Here is a 15750-nt window from a genome sequence, read left to right on the forward strand (position 1 = left end):
AGCCCGTCCGACGCAAGGGAAACCGGCGATGTGTGGAGCCTTCGTCAGGCGGTGGCCGTGGCGGGCGCCTTGCTGATATCCAGCGCGGCCACCTCCGTGCCGACCTCGGCCACGCGCAGCAGGTTGGTCGTGCCGCCCTGGCCGAACGGCATGCCGGCCGCAATCGTGATCTGGTCGCCCGGTGCGGCATAGCCTTCCACCAGCGCGGCGCGGGCCGCGGCTTCGACCATCTCGTCCACGCTCTGCACGTCCGGGCTCACCGTCGAATGCACGCCCCAGGTGATGGCCAGCCGGCGAGCGATATCCAGGTTCGGCGTGATGCTGACGATCGGCGCGCACGGCCGCTCGCGGGCGGCGCGCAGCGCGGTGGCGCCCGACGACGTGTACGTCACCGTGGCCTTGGCGCCGATGATTTGCGTGACCTCGCGCAGCGCGGCGCAGATCGCATCCTGGCGCGTGGAAAGCGGCACCTCGTGCTGGGCGTCGATCATGTTGCGGTAGAGCGGATCGCGCTCCACCTCGGTGATGATGCGGTCCATCATCGACACGGCCGGCACCGGATGGCGGCCGTTGGCCGACTCGGCCGACAGCATCACCGCATCGGCGCCGTCGTAGATGGCGCTGGCCACGTCCGACGCTTCGGCGCGCGTGGGCACCGGCGAATCGATCATCGACTCCAGCATCTGCGTGGCGATCACCACGGGCTTGCCCAGCTGGCGGCAGATGCGCAGGATGCGCTTCTGCACGCCGGGCACGCGCTCGGGCGGCAGTTCCACGCCCAGGTCGCCACGGGCCACCATGACGGAATCGGACACGCGCACGATCTCGTCGAGCTGCTGCAGCGCGGCCGGCTTCTCGATCTTCGACAGCACGCCGGCACGCGTGCCGATGATCTCGCGCGCCTCGACGATGTCCGACGGCCGTTGCACGAACGACAGCGCGATCCAGTCGGCGCCCAGTTCCAGCGCAAATGCCAGATCGCGGCGGTCCTTGTCGGTGAGCGCGGGAATCGGGATCACGGCGTCGGGCACGTTCACGCCCTTGCGGTCGGACAGCGTGCCGTTGTTGGCCACCCGCGTCGTGATGCTGCCGCTGGACACCGCCTCGATGTTCAGGCGCACCTTGCCATCGTCGATCAGCAGCGACTGGCCCTCGCTGGCCGCCTTGAACAGCTCCGGGTGCGGCAGGTAGACGCGCGTCGCGTCGCCGGGCGTGGGGTCGCTGTCCAGCACGAACGTGTCGCCGGCGCGCACGGCCACCTTGCCCACGGCAAAGGTGCCGATGCGCAGCTTGGGGCCCTGCAGGTCGGCCAGGATCGCGATGGGGCGGCCCGTCTCGGCCTCCACCTGCCGCACGGCGTCGTAGCGGGCCCGGTGGTCATCGTGCGTGCCGTGGCTGAAGTTCAGGCGGAACACGTCGGCTCCGGCATCGAACAGCTGGCGGATCACCGCGATGTCCGAGCTGGCCGGGCCCAGGGTGGCCACGATCTTGGCTTTGCGCTGGCGTCTCATGAAAGTCTCCTTCTCCATCCTCTTTTATGCTGCAGCTCGCGATCTCAAACGATCAGGATCGCGCGGAAATCGTTGACGTTGGTACGGGTGGGGCCGGTGACGACCAGATCGTCGAGTCCGGCAAAGAAGCCGTAGCCGTCGTTGTTGTCCAGGTGCGCGCGGGCCGACAGGCCACGCGACGCGGCACGCGTCAGCGTGTCGGGGCCCAGCAGCGCACCGGCGTTGTCCTCGGAACCGTCGATGCCGTCGGTGTCGGCCGCCATCGCGTGCACACCGGGCAGGCCGTCGAGTGCCACCGCCAGCGACAGCAGGAACTCCGCGTTGCGGCCGCCCCGGCCGTTGCCGCGCACGGTGACCGTGGTCTCGCCGCCGGACAGGATCACGCACGGCTTCTGGAACGGCTGCCCATGCGCGACGATCTGGCGCGCGATGGCGGCATGCACTTCGGCCACGTCGCGGGCCTCGCCCTCGATGCTGTCCGACAGGATGTGCGCGGTCAGGCCCAGTTCGCGGGCACGGGCGGCGGCCGCTTCCAGCGACTGCTGCGCGCTGGCCAGCGTGACGCTGCGGTGCCCGGCGAAGCGGGCATCGCCGGGCTTGGGCGTTTCACCGGCGCCGGACTCCAGGTGCGCACGCACGTTGGCCGGCACGTCGATGTCGTACTTGGCAATGACCGCCAGCGCGTCGGCGCACGTGGTGGCGTCGGGCAGCGTCGGGCCGCTGGCGATCAGCGTCGGATCGTCGCCGGGAATATCGGAAATCAGCAGCGTCTCCACACGGGCCGGTGCGCAGGCCAGGGCCAGGCGTCCGCCCTTGAGCGCGGACAGGTGCTTGCGCACGCAGTTCATCTCGCCGATGCTGGCGCCGCTACGCAGCAGCGCCTTGTTCACGGCCTGCTTGTCGGCCAGCGTGATGCCGGGCGCGGGCGCGGCCAGCAGTGCCGAGCCGCCACCAGAAATTAGGCAAAGTACGAGGTCATCGGCTGTCAGGCCCTGCACCAGTTCCACCATGCGCTGCGCGGCCTGCTGGCCCGCTGCATCGGGCACCGGATGGGCGGCCTCGACCACTTCGATACGGTGGCAATCGGCGCCATGGTCGTAGCGCGTCACCACCAGCCCCGACAGGTCGCCTTGCCAGTGCGCGTCCACCGTCTGCGCCATCGCCGCTGCGGCCTTGCCCGCGCCGATCACCACGGTGCGGCCCTTCGGCGGTGGCGGCAGGTGGGGCGGCAGGCAGTGGCTGGCACTCACGGCGGCCACTGCCGTATCGAACAGGTCGCGCAGCAACGCGCGGGCCTGGGCAGGGTTGCGATAGTCGGTCTGCCGCTGGGGCGAAAGCAGGGCGGCGTTGGCGTCGGTGGCGAACATGCGAATCCTGAGGAATCTTGGGAAAAACGATGCAACCGCCTTCACGCGAAGGCGATTGCAATACTGCTATTGCATTTACTTCGCGGCTTTGGCGATTTCGTGATTCGACATGATCTCGATCGCACGGCACAGCGCCGAGTGGTCGAGCTTGCCGTAGCCATTGGCGGCGCACGCATTGAACAGCTCCTGCGCGGCCGACGTGTTCGGCAGCGACACGCCCAGCGTCTTGGCACCCTGCAGGGCCAGGTTCAGGTCCTTCTGGTGCAGTTCGATGCGGAAGCCCGGATCGAACGTACGCTTGACCATGCGCTCGCCATGAACTTCAAGAATCCGCGATGCCGCAAAGCCGCCCATCAACGCCTGGCGCACCTTGGCCGGATCGGCGCCGGCCTTGGAGGCGAACAGCAGGGCCTCGGACACGGCCTGGATGTTCAGCGCCACGATGATCTGGTTGGCCACCTTGGTGGTCTGGCCGTCGCCGTTGCCGCCCACCAGCGTGATGTTCTTGCCCATCAGCTCGAACAGCGGCTTGACCTGGTCGAACGCTTCCGACGGGCCGCCCACCATGATCGTCAGCGAGGCAGCCTTGGCACCCACTTCGCCGCCCGACACGGGGGCGTCCAGGTACGAAGCGCCGAGCTTGTTGATGCGCGCGGCAAAGTCCTTGGTGGCGATGGGCGAAATCGAGCTCATGTCGACCACGATCTTGCCGTAGGTGGCTTCCTTGCCGGCGGCCTTGAACGCGGCGGCGATGCCCTTTTCGGCGAATAGCACGGCTTCCACGTGCGGGGTGTCCGGCACCATGACGATCACGATGTCGGCACGCTTGGCCACTTCCTCGGCGCTGGTGCAGACGGTGACGCCGGCATCGACCAGGGCCTGCGGGGCCGGGTTCACGTCATGCACGAACAGTGTGTGGCCGGCGGCGCGCAGATGGCCCGCCATGGGCGCGCCCATGATGCCCAGGCCGATAAAGCCGACGTTGCGTTGGTTTGCCATGTTTGTCTCCAGTAAGTAAAAAAATTCTGTAGGTCTTTGCTCCCCTCTCCCGCAAGCGGGAGAGGGGTTGGGGGAGAGGGTTCGGCGCCAGGAACACCGAATTCGCTTCGTAGAGCCTCTATGCCCTCTCCCCCCGCCCTCTCCCGCAAAGCGGGAGAGGGGAGCGGACTTTCCGTACTTCAGACGCCGTGCGCGGCGCGCCAGCCCAGGCCGGCTTCGGTAGTGGTCTTCGGCTTGTACTCGCAGCCGATCCAGCCCTGGTAGCCGATCTCGTCGAGGAAGCGGAACAGGTAGGGGTAGTTCAGTTCGCCGGTGCCCGGTTCGTTGCGGCCCGGGTTGTCGGCCAGCTGCACGTGGCGGATCTTCGGCAGGTTGGCGCGGATCGTGTTGGCGATCTCGCCCTCCATGCGCTGCATGTGATAGATGTCGTACTGCACGTAGAGGTTGGGCGCGTTGACCTGGCCGATCAGGTCGATGGCCTGCTGCGTGCGCGACAGGAAGAAGCCGGGAATGTCGAACGTGTTGATCGGCTCGACCAGCAGGTCGATCTGCTCCCTGGCCAGCGCGTTGGCGGCAAAGCGCAGGTTCTCGACCAGCGTCTCGTTGGCCTGCTCGCGCTTGACGTTCTGCGGCAGGATGCCCACCAGGCAGTTCAGCTGCCGCACGCCCAGCACCTTGGCGTACTTGATGGCTTCGCCCACGCCGTCCTGGAACTCGCCCACGCGGTCGGGGTGGCAGGCGATGCCGCGCTCGCCGGCATCCCACTTGCCGGCCGGCAGGTTGTGCAGCACCAGGTCCAGCTGGAAGCGGCTCAGGCGGTCGGCGATCTGGTCGGCGTGGAACGCGTACGGGAACAGGAACTCCACGCCACGGAATCCGGCGCGGGCGGCGGCCTCGAAGCGGTCCAGGAAGCCCACTTCGTTGAACAGCATCGTCAGGTTGGCTGCGAGCTTTGGCATTGTGATGTCTCTCTCGGTGTTGGGAAAAACGGTGGCCCGGCCGCCCCGGTGGAGCGGGGCGGTGGGCGTACTGCTGAAACGGCTGGTGCCTGCGGCGTGTTGCCCGGGACTTACGCGGTGACGGTCTCTTCGGCCAGGATCGCTTCTTCCGCGTCTTCCAGGTCTTCGATCGGCTCGAACTCGTTGATGTTGTCGATCTCGGTGCCCATCGCGATGTTGGTCACGCGCTCCAGGATCACCTCCACGACGACCGGCACCGAAAACTCGGCCATCAGGTCGCGCGCTTCGGCAAAGGCCGGGGCGATGTCCTCGGGCTTGAACACGCGGATCGCCTTGCAGCCCAGGCCTTCCACGACCTTGACGTGGTCCACGCCGTAGCCTTCCAGTTCGGGCGCGTTGACGTTGTCGAAGGCCAGCTGCACGCAGTAGTCCATCTCGAAGTTGCGCTGCGCCTGGCGGATCAGGCCCAGGTACGAGTTGTTCACCACCACGTGGATGTACGGCACCTTGAACTGGGCGGCCACGGCCAGTTCCTCGATCATGAACTGGAAGTCGTAGTCGCCGGAGATGGCCACGATGTCCGAGTTCGGCGACGCGGTCTTCACGCCGATGGCGGCCGGAATGGTCCAGCCCAGCGGGCCGGCTTGGCCGCAGTTGATCCAGTGGCGCGGCTGGTTCACCGACAGGAACTGCGCGGCGGCGATCTGCGACAGGCCGATCGTGGTCACGTAGCGCACGTCGCGCGGGAAGTACTGGTTCATCTCGCGGTACACGCGCTGCGGCTTGACCGGCACGTTGTCGAAGTCGCTCTTGCGCTTCATGGTGCGGCGGCGCTTCTGCACGTCGGCCACCCAGGCCTTGCGGCATGGCAGGCGGCCGGCCATCTTCATTTCGCGCGCCACTTCCACGAACAGCTCCAGTGCGGCCTTTGCGTCGGACACGATGCCGAGGTCCGGGCCGAACACGCGGCCGATCTGGGTGGGCTCGATATCGACGTGCACGAACTTGCGGCCCTTCGTGTACACATCGACGCTGCCGGTGTGGCGGTTGGCCCAGCGGTTGCCGATGCCCATCACGAAGTCCGATGCCAGCAGCGTGGCATTGCCATAGCGGTGCGACGTCTGCAGGCCCACCATGCCGGCCTGCAGCGGGTGGTCGTCGGCCAGCACGCCCCAGCCCATCAGGGTCGGCACGACCGGCACGTTGACCAGTTCGGCAAACTCGACCAGCAGTTCGTCGGCGTTGGCGTTGATCACGCCACCCCCGCAGACGATCAGCGGACGCTCGGCCTGGTTCAGCATCGAGATGGCTTTCTCGATCTGGGCGCGCGAGGCGGCCGGCTTGTACGGCTGCAGCGGCTGGTACGTTTCCGGATCGAATTCGATCTCGGCCACCTGCACGTCGAACGGCAGGTCGATCAGCACCGGACCCGGGCGGCCCGAGCGCATCAGGTGGAACGCCTGCTGGAACACCTGCGGCACCAGCGCCGGTTCACGCACGGTGACGGCCCACTTGGTCACCGGCTTGGCGATCGATTCGATATCGACGGCCTGGAAGTCTTCCTTGTACAGGCGGGCGCGCGGCGCCTGACCCGTGATGCAGAGGATGGGGATCGAATCGGCCCAGGCCGAGTACAGGCCCGTGATCATGTCGGTGCCGGCGGGGCCCGACGTGCCGACGCAGACGCCGATGTTGCCGGGTTCGGCACGGGTGTAGCCTTCGGCCATGTGCGAGGCGCCTTCCACGTGGCGGGCCAGCAGGTGGCGGATCGACCCTGCCTTGCGCATGGCCGAGTAGAACGGGTTGATGGCGGCGCCGGGCACGCCGAACGCGGTGGTGATGCCTTCCTTTTCCAGCACGGCAATGGCCGCGTCGACTGCTCTCATCTTCGGCATGTCTCTCTCCAGTACGCTCAAAAACAATGGTTGGGATTTCGTTCTGGCGTTGACTTTATGCCCGCGGAGGGGGGCGGATAAACAGAAGGGCGATCAGTTGATTCGATACCTGGCGTAAGGAATGCCGCAGCAACCGGCCGGGAAATGTGCATTTTCAGAGACACGTGCGGACGGCTACACCGCACCCCCCGATACGTGGGGTTGGGGGGATTTGCCACGGTTTTCCCCTATCGGCGGCAACGGGGCCCGGGTCAAAATAGCGGGTTTGGAATTGCCCTGTTTCGCCATGTACACGCGGCTGCCGAGCACCTACGAACTGATGGAAGCGTTGCAGACGGCGCCGGCCGAAAAATCGCCCGACGGCCGGCTGCCTATTGTCCTGTGGGCCGCCTTCGTCCTGGCGCTGGTGCCGACGCTGGTGGCCGGCGGCGCGCTGGTCTGGTGGCACCAGGTACTGGTGCAGGCGCCGCCGGCCTGGCTGCCGCAGGCGTTTCACGTGCTGCTGGCCGTCAGCGGGGCGTGCTATGCCGGCGCGTGGCTGTCGCGGCTGCTGGCCGGCCGTGATGCACTGCGTCATCCGCTGCGCTGGCTGAGCCGCCGCGTCGATGCCCAAAGCGAAGTCGAGAACGCGCTGCTGCTGCGCCTGGGCCGCATTCCGGTGCTGCAACTGCGCGCGCGGCAGCGGCGCGTGCTGCTGCAGGCGCGGCTGTGGGAAGGCGGCGCGCGCACGGTGGCGATGATCGTGGCGCTGGTGCCGGCCGCCGTCGTGCTGGCCGATGGCCTGGCGGTCATGGCCCCGGGCCATGGCCCGTCGGTGGTGGCGCTCTACGCCGTGGTGCTGGTCGGCGGCGGCGCGCTGGCGCTGTTCGCGCAGCTGCAATGCAGCGCGCCACTGCGACGCCTGGCCCACGTGCTGGGCGAGGCCGCCGAGATCAACGAAAAGCTGGGCCGCTAGCCAGGCGCGGTACGTCCAGCCGCGTCCAGGCGCCATCTTCGGCGCCCTGCATGGCGTGCGACGGATGCACGGCATCGCTGTGCGGGGATGCGCACCATGGCTTCCATGCCTCACAATGTGTCGGCAGGAGACAAATGGCGTTATGGACAAACTCAAACAAATCGAAGCATTCATCGCCGTGGTGGAACACGGCAGCATGGCCGCCGCGGCGCTCACGCAGAACGTGACGCCGGTCATGATCGGCCGGCGCATCAACGCGCTGGAAGCGCGCATCGGCGTGAAGCTGCTGCATCGGTCCACCCGGCGCATCGTGGTGACGGAGCAGGGCGCGGCGTTCATGGAGCAGTGCAAGAAGGCGCTGTCGGATCTGGATCGCGCCGAGATGCTGATCGCCGAGGGCAAGCACAAGGCCACCGGCCACCTGATCGTGTCGGCGCCGGCCGCCTTTGGCCGCAAACACGTGGCGCCGCATGCGCCAGCGTTCCTGTCGGCCAATCCCGAAGTCCAGATCTCGTTCAACCTGACCGACCGTGTGGTGGACCTGGTGCGCGAGGGCTACGACCTGGGCATCCGCATCGGCGGCGCCATCGACCCGAACTTCGTGGCGATCAAGCTGGCCACCAACAAGCGCGTGGTGTGCGGCACCCCGGCCTACTTCGCCCGGCATGGCGTGCCACATACGCTCGAAGACCTGGAAAAGCACAACTGCCTGGCCTTCAACCTGCAGGGCGGGCAGCAGCGCGGCTGGTACTTCCAGCAGAACGGCAAGACCGTGACCGTGCGGGTGCGCGGCAACCTCGACTGCAATGACGGCGAACTGCTGCACCGCTGGACCGGCGAAAGCCTGGGGCTGGGATGGCGCTCGACATGGGAAATCCTGCCGCAGCTCGAAAGCGGCGAGCTGATCACCGTGCTCGATGAATTCGCGCTGCCCGACTACGACATCCTGGCGGTGTACCCGCAACAGCGGCCGGTGCCGGCCAAGATCCGTTTCTTCATCGAACACCTGAAGCAGGCATTCGCCAAACCGGGCTACTGGACCGAGCGCGGCAGCAGCTGGACCGATGCCGCCCAGCGGCAGTCGGCCTGAGGAGGGATCGGGAAGGAAGGGGAAGACCGGGGAAACAGCGGAGACAGCAGCGATGCCGGAAGGGCAGCCCAAAAGAAAAAGCCCGCAGCCATTGCGGTCTGCGGGCAGCCCTTCTTGCGAAGGACGGGGAGAGCTCATGAAGTGCGCCCCCGCAACTTCATGGCGAGAGGAATGATGCGCCTCCCATCCCGTCCTCGTCCTTGATGGTGATCAAGCCAGATGCACTGTCCTACGCCAGCAGCGCGGCGACCAGATCCTTGCCCCGTGCGGCGGCCGGTACTTCCTCGAAGTGCAGCGCGCTTTCGACGTGATTCAGGTGCTCCACCATCAGCGCCACGGCCCGGTCGGCGTCGCCTGCGCGGGCGGCCTCGATGAACGCCCGGTGCTCGTCGGACGAGCACGTGGCATCGCGCCGGCTCTGGTAGAGCATGGTGATGACCGCGCTGCGCATCGACAGCTCGCGCATGATTTCCGTCAGCACGTTGTTGCCCGCCACTTCCGCCAGCACGATGTGGAAATCGCCCAGCAGGCGCGTGCGCGTCTGCGCGTCGTTGCCGGCCAGCGACTTGCGCTCGGCGGCCAGATGCTTTTCGATGCGCTTGTAGTCGGCCGGCGTGGCACGGGCCACGAATTCGCGCGCCAGTGCGGCCTCCAGGATGCGGCGCACGGCAAAGACCTCGCGCGCCTCTTCGGCGCTGGGCTTGGCCACGAACGCACCCTTGTCCGGCACGATCTGGATGACCTTGTCCTTGGACAGCATCAGCAGCGCCGCGCGCACCTTGGTACGGCTGACACGGTAGACGCTGGCCAGGGCTTCCTCGCGCAGCTTGGTGCCGGGCGGCAGCCGGTGCGAGACGATGGCCGCGACGATATCGTCGGCAATCGCCTCGGCGGTCATGTCTGGATCGATGTGCTCGGGCATGGTGTGCGCGTCTCTTGCCGGACCTGCGCGTTGACTGGGATGGCGCGATTCTACCGCCCCGACGCCGCCCCGGGCAGCGGCGCCGGCACAGGGACTTCCCCGACGCTGTCCACCAGCGCCGACAGTCCTTCGTCCAGTTCGCTGGCCGGGATGGTCCCGTTGAGCACGCCGTGGGCGCGTTCGCGGTCGATATCGCGTTCCCAGGCGGCCACCACCACGGTCGCCACGCAGTTGCCGATCAGGTTGCCCACGGCGCGGGCGATGCCGATGAACCAGTCCACCGACAGCACCAGCACCAGGCCGATGGCGGGGATGGCCGGATGGGCCGACAGCGTGGCCGCCAGGATCACGATGGCCGACCCCGGAATGCCGTGCGCGCCCTTGGACGTGACCAGCGCCACGGCCAGGATGCCGAGCAGGTCGCCCAGCGCCAGCGGCGTATTGGTGGCCTGCGCGATGAACACGGCTGCCAGCGTCAGGTAGATCGAGAACGCGTCCAGGTTGAACGAATAGCCGGTCGGAATCACCAGGCCCACCACCGACTTCTTGATGCCCATGAATTCGAGCTTCTTCATGACCTGCGGCAGCACGCTGTCCGACGACGCCGTGCCCAGCACCACCAGCAGTTCGGCGCGCAGGTAGCGGATCAGCTTCAGCACCGAGAAGCCGCACAGGCGCAGGATCAGGCCCAGCACCCCCAGCACGAAGACCACCACGGCGCCGTAGAACAGGATCACCAGGAAGCCCAGCTGCTTGAGCGACCCGATGCCGTACTTGCCCACCGTGAAGGCCACGGCGCCCAGCACGCCCAGCGGCGCCAGCTTGATGATGAAGCCCATCATCTTGAACAGCGTGGCCGAGAAGTTGTCGATCATCCGCACCAGCGGCTTGCCCGGTTCGCCCACCACCGACAGCGCGCAGCCGAACAGCACCGACACCAGCAGCACCTGCAGCACGTCGCCGCTGGTGAACGCGCCCATGATCGTGTTCGGGATCAGCTTCATCAGGAAGTCCACCGTGCCGGCGCTCTTCACCTTGTCGGCCGATTCGATGTAGGCCGCCATGGCCGAGATATCGAGGCTGCGCGGGTTCACGTTCATGCCGGTGCCCGGCTGGAACACGTAGGCCAGCACGATGCCCAGCGCCAGTGCGATGGTCGTGACGATCTCGAAGTAGACCACCGCCTTGATGCCCACGCGGCCTACCTTCTTGAGCTCGCCGGCGCCGCAGATGCCGGCCACCACCACGCAGAAGACCACCGGGCCGATCAGCATCTTGATCAGCTTGATGAAGCCGTCGCCCAGGGGCTTGAGCTTGGCGGCGAATTCGGGAAAGGCGAGCCCCAGCAGGGTGCCGAGCGCCAGGGCAATCAGTACCTGGCCAAACAACGAACGGGTGAAGCGCGTGTGCAGGCGGCCTGCGGCGCGCTGCGTGGGTACGGCATGCTGCATTTGTTGTCTCCGTGCCGGGCGGGTCCGTGGCGCATCGGTTGCCATCGGCCTGCCCTGATCTGGTTCAGGGGTGCCCGCCGTCACATGCCTGCCGACGCCGGGATGGTTGCACTGCGGGAAGGACCGGGGGCCAATCGGCCCGCCCGCCTTGCCCCACGCGGAAAGCCCCCCTGTTGAGGCGGAATCCACGCCATCCACTTGTCCGGACCGGATTGTCCGCGGCGGATTGTCGGTGCGTGGAAGCCAATATAGTGCATATCATTTTTGTATGCAATTTTTGAATTCACTGTGCTAACATGAATCGCACAGAATAGAGAGCACGGTCCCGGGCGCCCGCCCGGACTGGCAGGATTGCCAGGCATCCCTGAACCGGGCTCAGGCACCAAGCAGGAGAGACACGCACATGGCAGCAACCCCTACGCCGTTGTCCGCTGACACCGGCACCCGCATCATGGCCTGGGCCGACAGCCTGGCCGTCCATACCGATCAGCCCGGACTGCTCACCCGCACCTACCTGACCGACGCCCACCACGGCGCTGCCGCGCAGCTGACCGAATGGATGCAGGCGGCCGGCATGACCGTGCGCCGCGACGCCGCCGGCAACGTGATCGGCCGCTACGAAGGCACCGAACCCAATGCCCCGGCGCTGCTGACCGGCTCGCACTTCGACACCGTGCGCGACGCCGGCCGCTTCGACGGCAACCTGGGCGTGATCCTGCCGATTGCCTGCGTGGCCGAGTGGAACCGCCAGGGCAGGCGCTTTCCGTTCGCGCTGGAAGTGGTCGGGTTTGCCGAGGAAGAGGGCGTGCGCTTCAAGGCCACGCTGCTGGGCAGCCGCGCCATCGCCGGCACGTTCGACACCAACGTGCTCGACAACGTGGACGACTCCGGCAAGACCATGCGCGAAGTGATGCGCGCCGCCGGCTTCGAACCCGACCAGCTGCCCGCCGCCCGCCACGATCGCAGCCGCGTGCTGGCCTTTGTCGAAGTGCATATCGAACAGGGCCCGGTGCTGCTGAACGAAGGTCTGCCCGTGGGCGTGGTCACCGCGATCTCGGGCGCCACGCGCTTTATCGTCGAACTGGAAGGCCTGGCCGGCCACGCCGGCACGGTGCCGATGGACATGCGCCGCGACGCCGCGATGGCCGGCGCCGAAATCGGCCTGTTCATCGAGAAGCGTTGCGGCGGCAAGCCGGGCCTCGTCGGCACGGTGGGCCAGTTCAACGTGCCGAATGGCGCCACCAACGTGGTGCCGGGCCGCGCGACGTTTTCCATCGACATCCGCGCCGGCATCGATGCCGAGCGCGAGGCCGCCGTCAACGACGTGCTGGCCGAAATCGAACGTGTCTGCGCGCGCCGCAACGTGCGCGCGCAGATCCGCAAGACGCACGAGGCCGCCAGCGTGCCGTGCGCGCCGTGGCTGCAGTCGCAATGGGCTGCCGCCGTGGAGCGCCAGGGCGTACCCGTGCGCCACCTGCCCTCCGGTGCCGGCCATGACGCGATGGCCATCGCCGCCATCGCCGATGTGGCCATGCTGTTCGTTCGCTGCGGCAACGGCGGCATCAGCCACCATCCCACCGAGACCATGACGGCCGAAGACGCCCAGACCGCCGCGCGCGTGTTCGCGGACTTCGTCGAGCACTTTCACCGTCCCCAATAAGCCTGCCGGCAACCAGAAGACTCCCGAGATACGAAGATGACCGCACGAGACAACATGAACCCGATCGAATCCACGCTGACCCAGTACATCGACCAGCACCGTCCGCAGCAGGAAGCGTTCCTGGCCGAACTGGTCAAGGTGCCGTCGGACAACCCCGCCGGCGATTGCGCGGCCCACGGCAAGCGTGCCAAGGAACTGCTGGAAGGGCTGGGCTTCAAGGTGGAAGCGCACAAGGTGCCCGACGAACTGGTCAAGGCGGCCGGCATGATCAGCGCCACGAACCTGCTGGTGCGCAAGACGTTCGGCAGCGGCGGCCCCACCATCGCCATGAACGCGCACGGCGACGTGGTGCCGCCGGGCCTGGGCTGGACCAAGGATCCGTACGGCGGCGAGATCGCCGACAGCGAACACGGCCCGGTCATGTACGGGCGCGGCGTGGCCGTGTCGAAGTCTGACTTCGCCACCTACGCCTACGCCGTGCTGGCGCTGCAGGAAGCCGAGAAGCAGGGCGCGAAGATCAACGGCACCGTGGAACTGCAATTCACGTACGACGAGGAAACCGGCGGCGACATCGGCCCGAAATTCCTGCTCGACCAAGGCCTGACCAAGCCCGACTACGCGATCTCGGCCGGCTTTTCGTACGGCATCACGTCGGCGCACAACGGCTGCCTGCACGTGGAAGTGACCGTCAAGGGCAAGCAGGGCCACGCCGCCATGCCGCACACCGGCGTGGACGCCATCGAGGCCGCCACGCACATCCTGCACGCGGTCTACGGCCTGCGCGCCGAACTGGCCACGCGCAAGAGCAAGGTGCCGGGTATCGACACCGCCACGCTGAACGTCGGCCTGATCAAGGGCGGCATCAACACCAACGTGGTGCCGGACCTGGTGACGTTCCGCGTGGACCGCCGCATGATCCCGGAAGAGATCGGCTTCGACGCCGAAGGCGAGCTGCGCGCCGTGGTGGAGAAGGCCGCCAGGGATCGTCCGGGCATCGAGGTCAAGGTCGAGCGCATCATCCTGGCCGAGCCGCTGTCGGAACTGCCGGGCGTGGACAAGCTGATCGGCGCGCTGAAGACGCGTGCCGAATCGGTGTTCGGCGTGGAGATCCCGGTGCAGGGCGTGCCGCTCTACACCGACGCGCGCCACTACACGAGCCGTGGCATCCCGACCGTGCTGTACGGCGCCGGCCCGCGCACGCTGATGGAAGCCCGTGGCCATAACTCCGACGAGAACCTGCGCCTGAACGACCTGAACCGCGCCACCAAGGTGGTGGCGCTGGCGCTGTCCGACCTGATGGGCTGAGCCGTCGGCATCGGCAACCACGCAGAACCCTGTAGCACCCCCTTGTTGTGATGATGGCCCGTACGGCGTTTGCCGGCGGGCCTTTTTTCATGGGCGGTCGGTATCGCTATTCCGCCAGATCCTCACCGGGCACGGCCAGGCTCACCAGCCAGCGCCGCACCACGGCTTCCTCGTCGGGCGTCAGCCCCGCACGCAACTGCTTGTCCACCTCCGTGGCGCGTACCTTGCACTGTGCCAGCAACGCGCGGCCGGCATCGGACAGCGCGATGGTCTGGATGCGCCCATGCACCGGATGGGGCTGGCGCACGATCGCGCCCATCTTCTCCAGATTGCCCATGATCACGCTGACCGTCTGCGGCGTCAGCATCGCCAGCCGCGCCACGTCGGCGCCCGAGATGCCGGGGTAGGCCCCGAGCATCGTCAGCACGAAGAACTGCGGCAGCGTCACGCCCAGATCGGCCAGCGCGCGTTCCATATGCAGCCGGTTGGCCGCGCTGGCCTGCCGCAGCAGGTACGCCAGATAGCCGCTTTCGCCGCGCTTGCCTTCGCCCGGCGCCGGAATCGCCACGGCATCGGCAGGCTCGCTGTCCCGTCGCGCCGGGTGCTTTCCCTCGATTTTCCCTTCGGACGGCAGGGTCTTTGCCATAATGTCAGAGCTCTTACATTAATCTTCGAACTCTGACATCTTACCCGAAGGAGTTCGACATGGATTTCCAGGCTTTCACGCAGGCCGCGCCCGATGTGTACGCGTCGCTGGGAGGCGTCAGCAAGGCAGTGACCGCGTCCGGCATGGACAAGGCGCTGACCGAACTGGTCAAGCTGCGCGTCTCGCAGATCAACGGTTGTGCCTTCTGCCTGCAGTTCCACCTGAACATCGCGCGCAAGCTGGACATCGACCCGCGCAAGTTCGACCTGCTGGCCGGCTGGCGTGACGCCGGCATCTATGCCGAACGGGAAATGGCCGCGCTGGACTGGGCCGAGGCCCTGACGCAGCTGACCGATCCATCGGCCCGCGACGCCGCGCTGGCCAGGGCCCGGGCGGCGTTCGACGACAAGGAGTTGGTGTTCCTGGCCGCGACCATTGCGTCGATCAACGCCTGGAACCGTATCGCCGTCGGGCTGCACTTTCCGCCGCCGGCCGCCGAACCGCATCGGAGCCCGGCATGAGCACCACCGTCGCGGCCGCCGGACACCTCACCGGGAAGATCGGAATCCGCCGTTTGGAAACGGCCGCCGAGGTGGCCGATGCCTTCCCGCTGATGCACCAGCTGCGCCCGCACCTGGCCGATGCCGCCGAACTGGTCACGCGCTGGCGCCGCCAGACCGGCGATGGCTACCATCTGGCCGGACTGTGGGACGACGGCCGCCTGGTGGCCCTGGCCGGCTATCGCTTCGCCGAGAACCTGATCGTCGGCCACCATATGTACGTGGATGATCTGGTCACCGATGCCAACGCGCGCAGCGGTGGGTACGGCCGGCAACTGATGGACTGGCTCAAGGCCGAGACCGAAGCCGCAGGCTGCACCCAGCTCGTGCTCGATACCCCGCTGACCAATGTGCTGGGGCACCGCTTCTATTACCGTAACGGCCTGCTGGCGCGGGCCCTGCGCTTCTATTTTCCGATCGGCTGATCCGG

14 protein-coding genes are annotated in these 15750 nt (G+C 67.2%); 6 read left to right on the forward strand and 8 right to left on the reverse strand.

Going from position 1 to position 15750, the window contains the following annotated elements:
- Positions 1 to 44: 44 nt before the first annotated feature.
- The 5 genes from pyk to gcl form a co-directional block, all read right to left on the reverse strand.
- Complete coding sequence (gene pyk, locus AC3G88_RS17250) at positions 45 to 1511, reverse strand: pyruvate kinase (RefSeq protein WP_153946376.1); 1467 nt, start codon at positions 1509 to 1511, stop codon at positions 45 to 47.
- A gap of 44 nt (positions 1512 to 1555) precedes the next feature.
- Positions 1556 to 2878 carry a glycerate kinase type-2 family protein gene (locus tag AC3G88_RS17255; RefSeq protein WP_488771787.1) on the reverse strand — a complete coding sequence of 441 codons (1323 nt, stop codon included), beginning with the start codon at positions 2876 to 2878 and terminating at the stop codon, positions 1556 to 1558.
- A 75-nt stretch (positions 2879 to 2953) separates the two neighbouring features.
- On the reverse strand, positions 2954 to 3877 hold the full coding sequence (locus AC3G88_RS17260) for a 2-hydroxy-3-oxopropionate reductase (protein WP_488893639.1): 924 nt from the start codon (positions 3875 to 3877) through the stop codon (positions 2954 to 2956).
- Between the two features lie 179 nt (positions 3878 to 4056).
- Complete coding sequence (gene hyi / locus AC3G88_RS17265) at positions 4057 to 4836, reverse strand: hydroxypyruvate isomerase (protein WP_153946379.1); 780 nt, start codon at positions 4834 to 4836, stop codon at positions 4057 to 4059.
- 110 nt (positions 4837 to 4946) lie between these two features.
- Positions 4947 to 6731, reverse strand: a complete 1785-nt coding sequence (gcl, locus tag AC3G88_RS17270; protein WP_400392470.1) for a glyoxylate carboligase — start codon at positions 6729 to 6731, stop codon at positions 4947 to 4949.
- A gap of 286 nt (positions 6732 to 7017) precedes the next feature.
- Between gcl and AC3G88_RS17275 the strand changes: the two genes are divergently transcribed.
- On the forward strand, positions 7018 to 7686 hold the full coding sequence (locus tag AC3G88_RS17275; protein WP_488893640.1) for a hypothetical protein: 669 nt from the start codon (positions 7018 to 7020) through the stop codon (positions 7684 to 7686).
- Between the two features lie 142 nt (positions 7687 to 7828).
- Positions 7829 to 8776 carry a LysR family transcriptional regulator gene (locus AC3G88_RS17280; RefSeq protein WP_092602304.1) on the forward strand — a complete coding sequence of 316 codons (948 nt, stop codon included), beginning with the start codon at positions 7829 to 7831 and terminating at the stop codon, positions 8774 to 8776.
- Between the two features lie 229 nt (positions 8777 to 9005).
- Here the strand turns inward: AC3G88_RS17280 and AC3G88_RS17285 are convergent, their stop codons facing one another.
- Positions 9006 to 9698: a GntR family transcriptional regulator gene (locus AC3G88_RS17285; RefSeq protein ID WP_400392479.1), complete on the reverse strand. Its 693-nt coding sequence runs from the start codon at positions 9696 to 9698 to the stop codon at positions 9006 to 9008.
- A gap of 50 nt (positions 9699 to 9748) precedes the next feature.
- Positions 9749 to 11149: a C4-dicarboxylate transporter DctA gene (locus AC3G88_RS17290; protein WP_400392482.1), complete on the reverse strand. Its 1401-nt coding sequence runs from the start codon at positions 11147 to 11149 to the stop codon at positions 9749 to 9751.
- 403 nt (positions 11150 to 11552) lie between these two features.
- On the opposite strand from AC3G88_RS17290, the gene AC3G88_RS17295 reads away from it, so the two are divergent.
- A complete protein-coding gene (locus AC3G88_RS17295) occupies positions 11553 to 12809 on the forward strand; it encodes an allantoate amidohydrolase (RefSeq protein ID WP_488771790.1) in 1257 nt (418 codons plus the stop codon).
- Positions 12810 to 12845: 36 nt separating this feature from the next.
- The gene (locus AC3G88_RS17300) at positions 12846 to 14114 is read left to right on the forward strand and encodes a M20/M25/M40 family metallo-hydrolase (RefSeq protein WP_488771791.1); all 1269 of its coding nucleotides are present in this window, start codon (positions 12846 to 12848) and stop codon (positions 14112 to 14114) included.
- Positions 14115 to 14220: 106 nt separating this feature from the next.
- On the opposite strand, the gene AC3G88_RS17305 is transcribed toward AC3G88_RS17300, so the two are convergent.
- Positions 14221 to 14760: a MarR family winged helix-turn-helix transcriptional regulator gene (locus tag AC3G88_RS17305; protein ID WP_488893641.1), complete on the reverse strand. Its 540-nt coding sequence runs from the start codon at positions 14758 to 14760 to the stop codon at positions 14221 to 14223.
- 59 nt (positions 14761 to 14819) lie between these two features.
- Between AC3G88_RS17305 and AC3G88_RS17310 the strand changes: the two genes are divergently transcribed.
- Together AC3G88_RS17310 and AC3G88_RS17315 are read left to right on the forward strand one after the other, a co-directional pair.
- Complete coding sequence (locus AC3G88_RS17310; protein ID WP_488771794.1) at positions 14820 to 15281, forward strand: carboxymuconolactone decarboxylase family protein; 462 nt, start codon at positions 14820 to 14822, stop codon at positions 15279 to 15281.
- Positions 15278 to 15745 (forward strand): GNAT family N-acetyltransferase, encoded by a 468-nt coding sequence (locus tag AC3G88_RS17315; protein WP_488893642.1) that lies wholly within the window; start codon positions 15278 to 15280, stop codon positions 15743 to 15745. Before AC3G88_RS17310 ends, AC3G88_RS17315 begins: the two co-directional genes overlap by 4 nt.
- The last annotated feature ends 5 nt before the right edge of the window (positions 15746 to 15750 follow it).

This window comes from Cupriavidus sp. 86D6 (assembly GCF_057815095.1).

Coding starts and splice junctions, on each gene's coding strand:
- pyk (WP_153946376.1), bottom strand. CDS start 1,511: ATGAGACGCCAGCGCAAAGCCAAGATCGTGGCCACCCTGGGCCCGGCC.
- AC3G88_RS17255 (WP_488771787.1), bottom strand. CDS start 2,878: ATGTTCGCCACCGACGCCAACGCCGCCCTGCTTTCGCCCCAGCGGCAG.
- AC3G88_RS17260 (WP_488893639.1), bottom strand. CDS start 3,877: ATGGCAAACCAACGCAACGTCGGCTTTATCGGCCTGGGCATCATGGGC.
- hyi (WP_153946379.1), bottom strand. CDS start 4,836: ATGCCAAAGCTCGCAGCCAACCTGACGATGCTGTTCAACGAAGTGGGC.
- gcl (WP_400392470.1), bottom strand. CDS start 6,731: ATGCCGAAGATGAGAGCAGTCGACGCGGCCATTGCCGTGCTGGAAAAG.
- AC3G88_RS17275 (WP_488893640.1), top strand. CDS start 7,018: ATGTACACGCGGCTGCCGAGCACCTACGAACTGATGGAAGCGTTGCAG.
- AC3G88_RS17280 (WP_092602304.1), top strand. CDS start 7,829: ATGGACAAACTCAAACAAATCGAAGCATTCATCGCCGTGGTGGAACAC.
- AC3G88_RS17285 (WP_400392479.1), bottom strand. CDS start 9,698: ATGCCCGAGCACATCGATCCAGACATGACCGCCGAGGCGATTGCCGAC.
- AC3G88_RS17290 (WP_400392482.1), bottom strand. CDS start 11,149: ATGCAGCATGCCGTACCCACGCAGCGCGCCGCAGGCCGCCTGCACACG.
- AC3G88_RS17295 (WP_488771790.1), top strand. CDS start 11,553: ATGGCAGCAACCCCTACGCCGTTGTCCGCTGACACCGGCACCCGCATC.
- AC3G88_RS17300 (WP_488771791.1), top strand. CDS start 12,846: ATGACCGCACGAGACAACATGAACCCGATCGAATCCACGCTGACCCAG.
- AC3G88_RS17305 (WP_488893641.1), bottom strand. CDS start 14,760: ATGGCAAAGACCCTGCCGTCCGAAGGGAAAATCGAGGGAAAGCACCCG.
- AC3G88_RS17310 (WP_488771794.1), top strand. CDS start 14,820: ATGGATTTCCAGGCTTTCACGCAGGCCGCGCCCGATGTGTACGCGTCG.
- AC3G88_RS17315 (WP_488893642.1), top strand. CDS start 15,278: ATGAGCACCACCGTCGCGGCCGCCGGACACCTCACCGGGAAGATCGGA.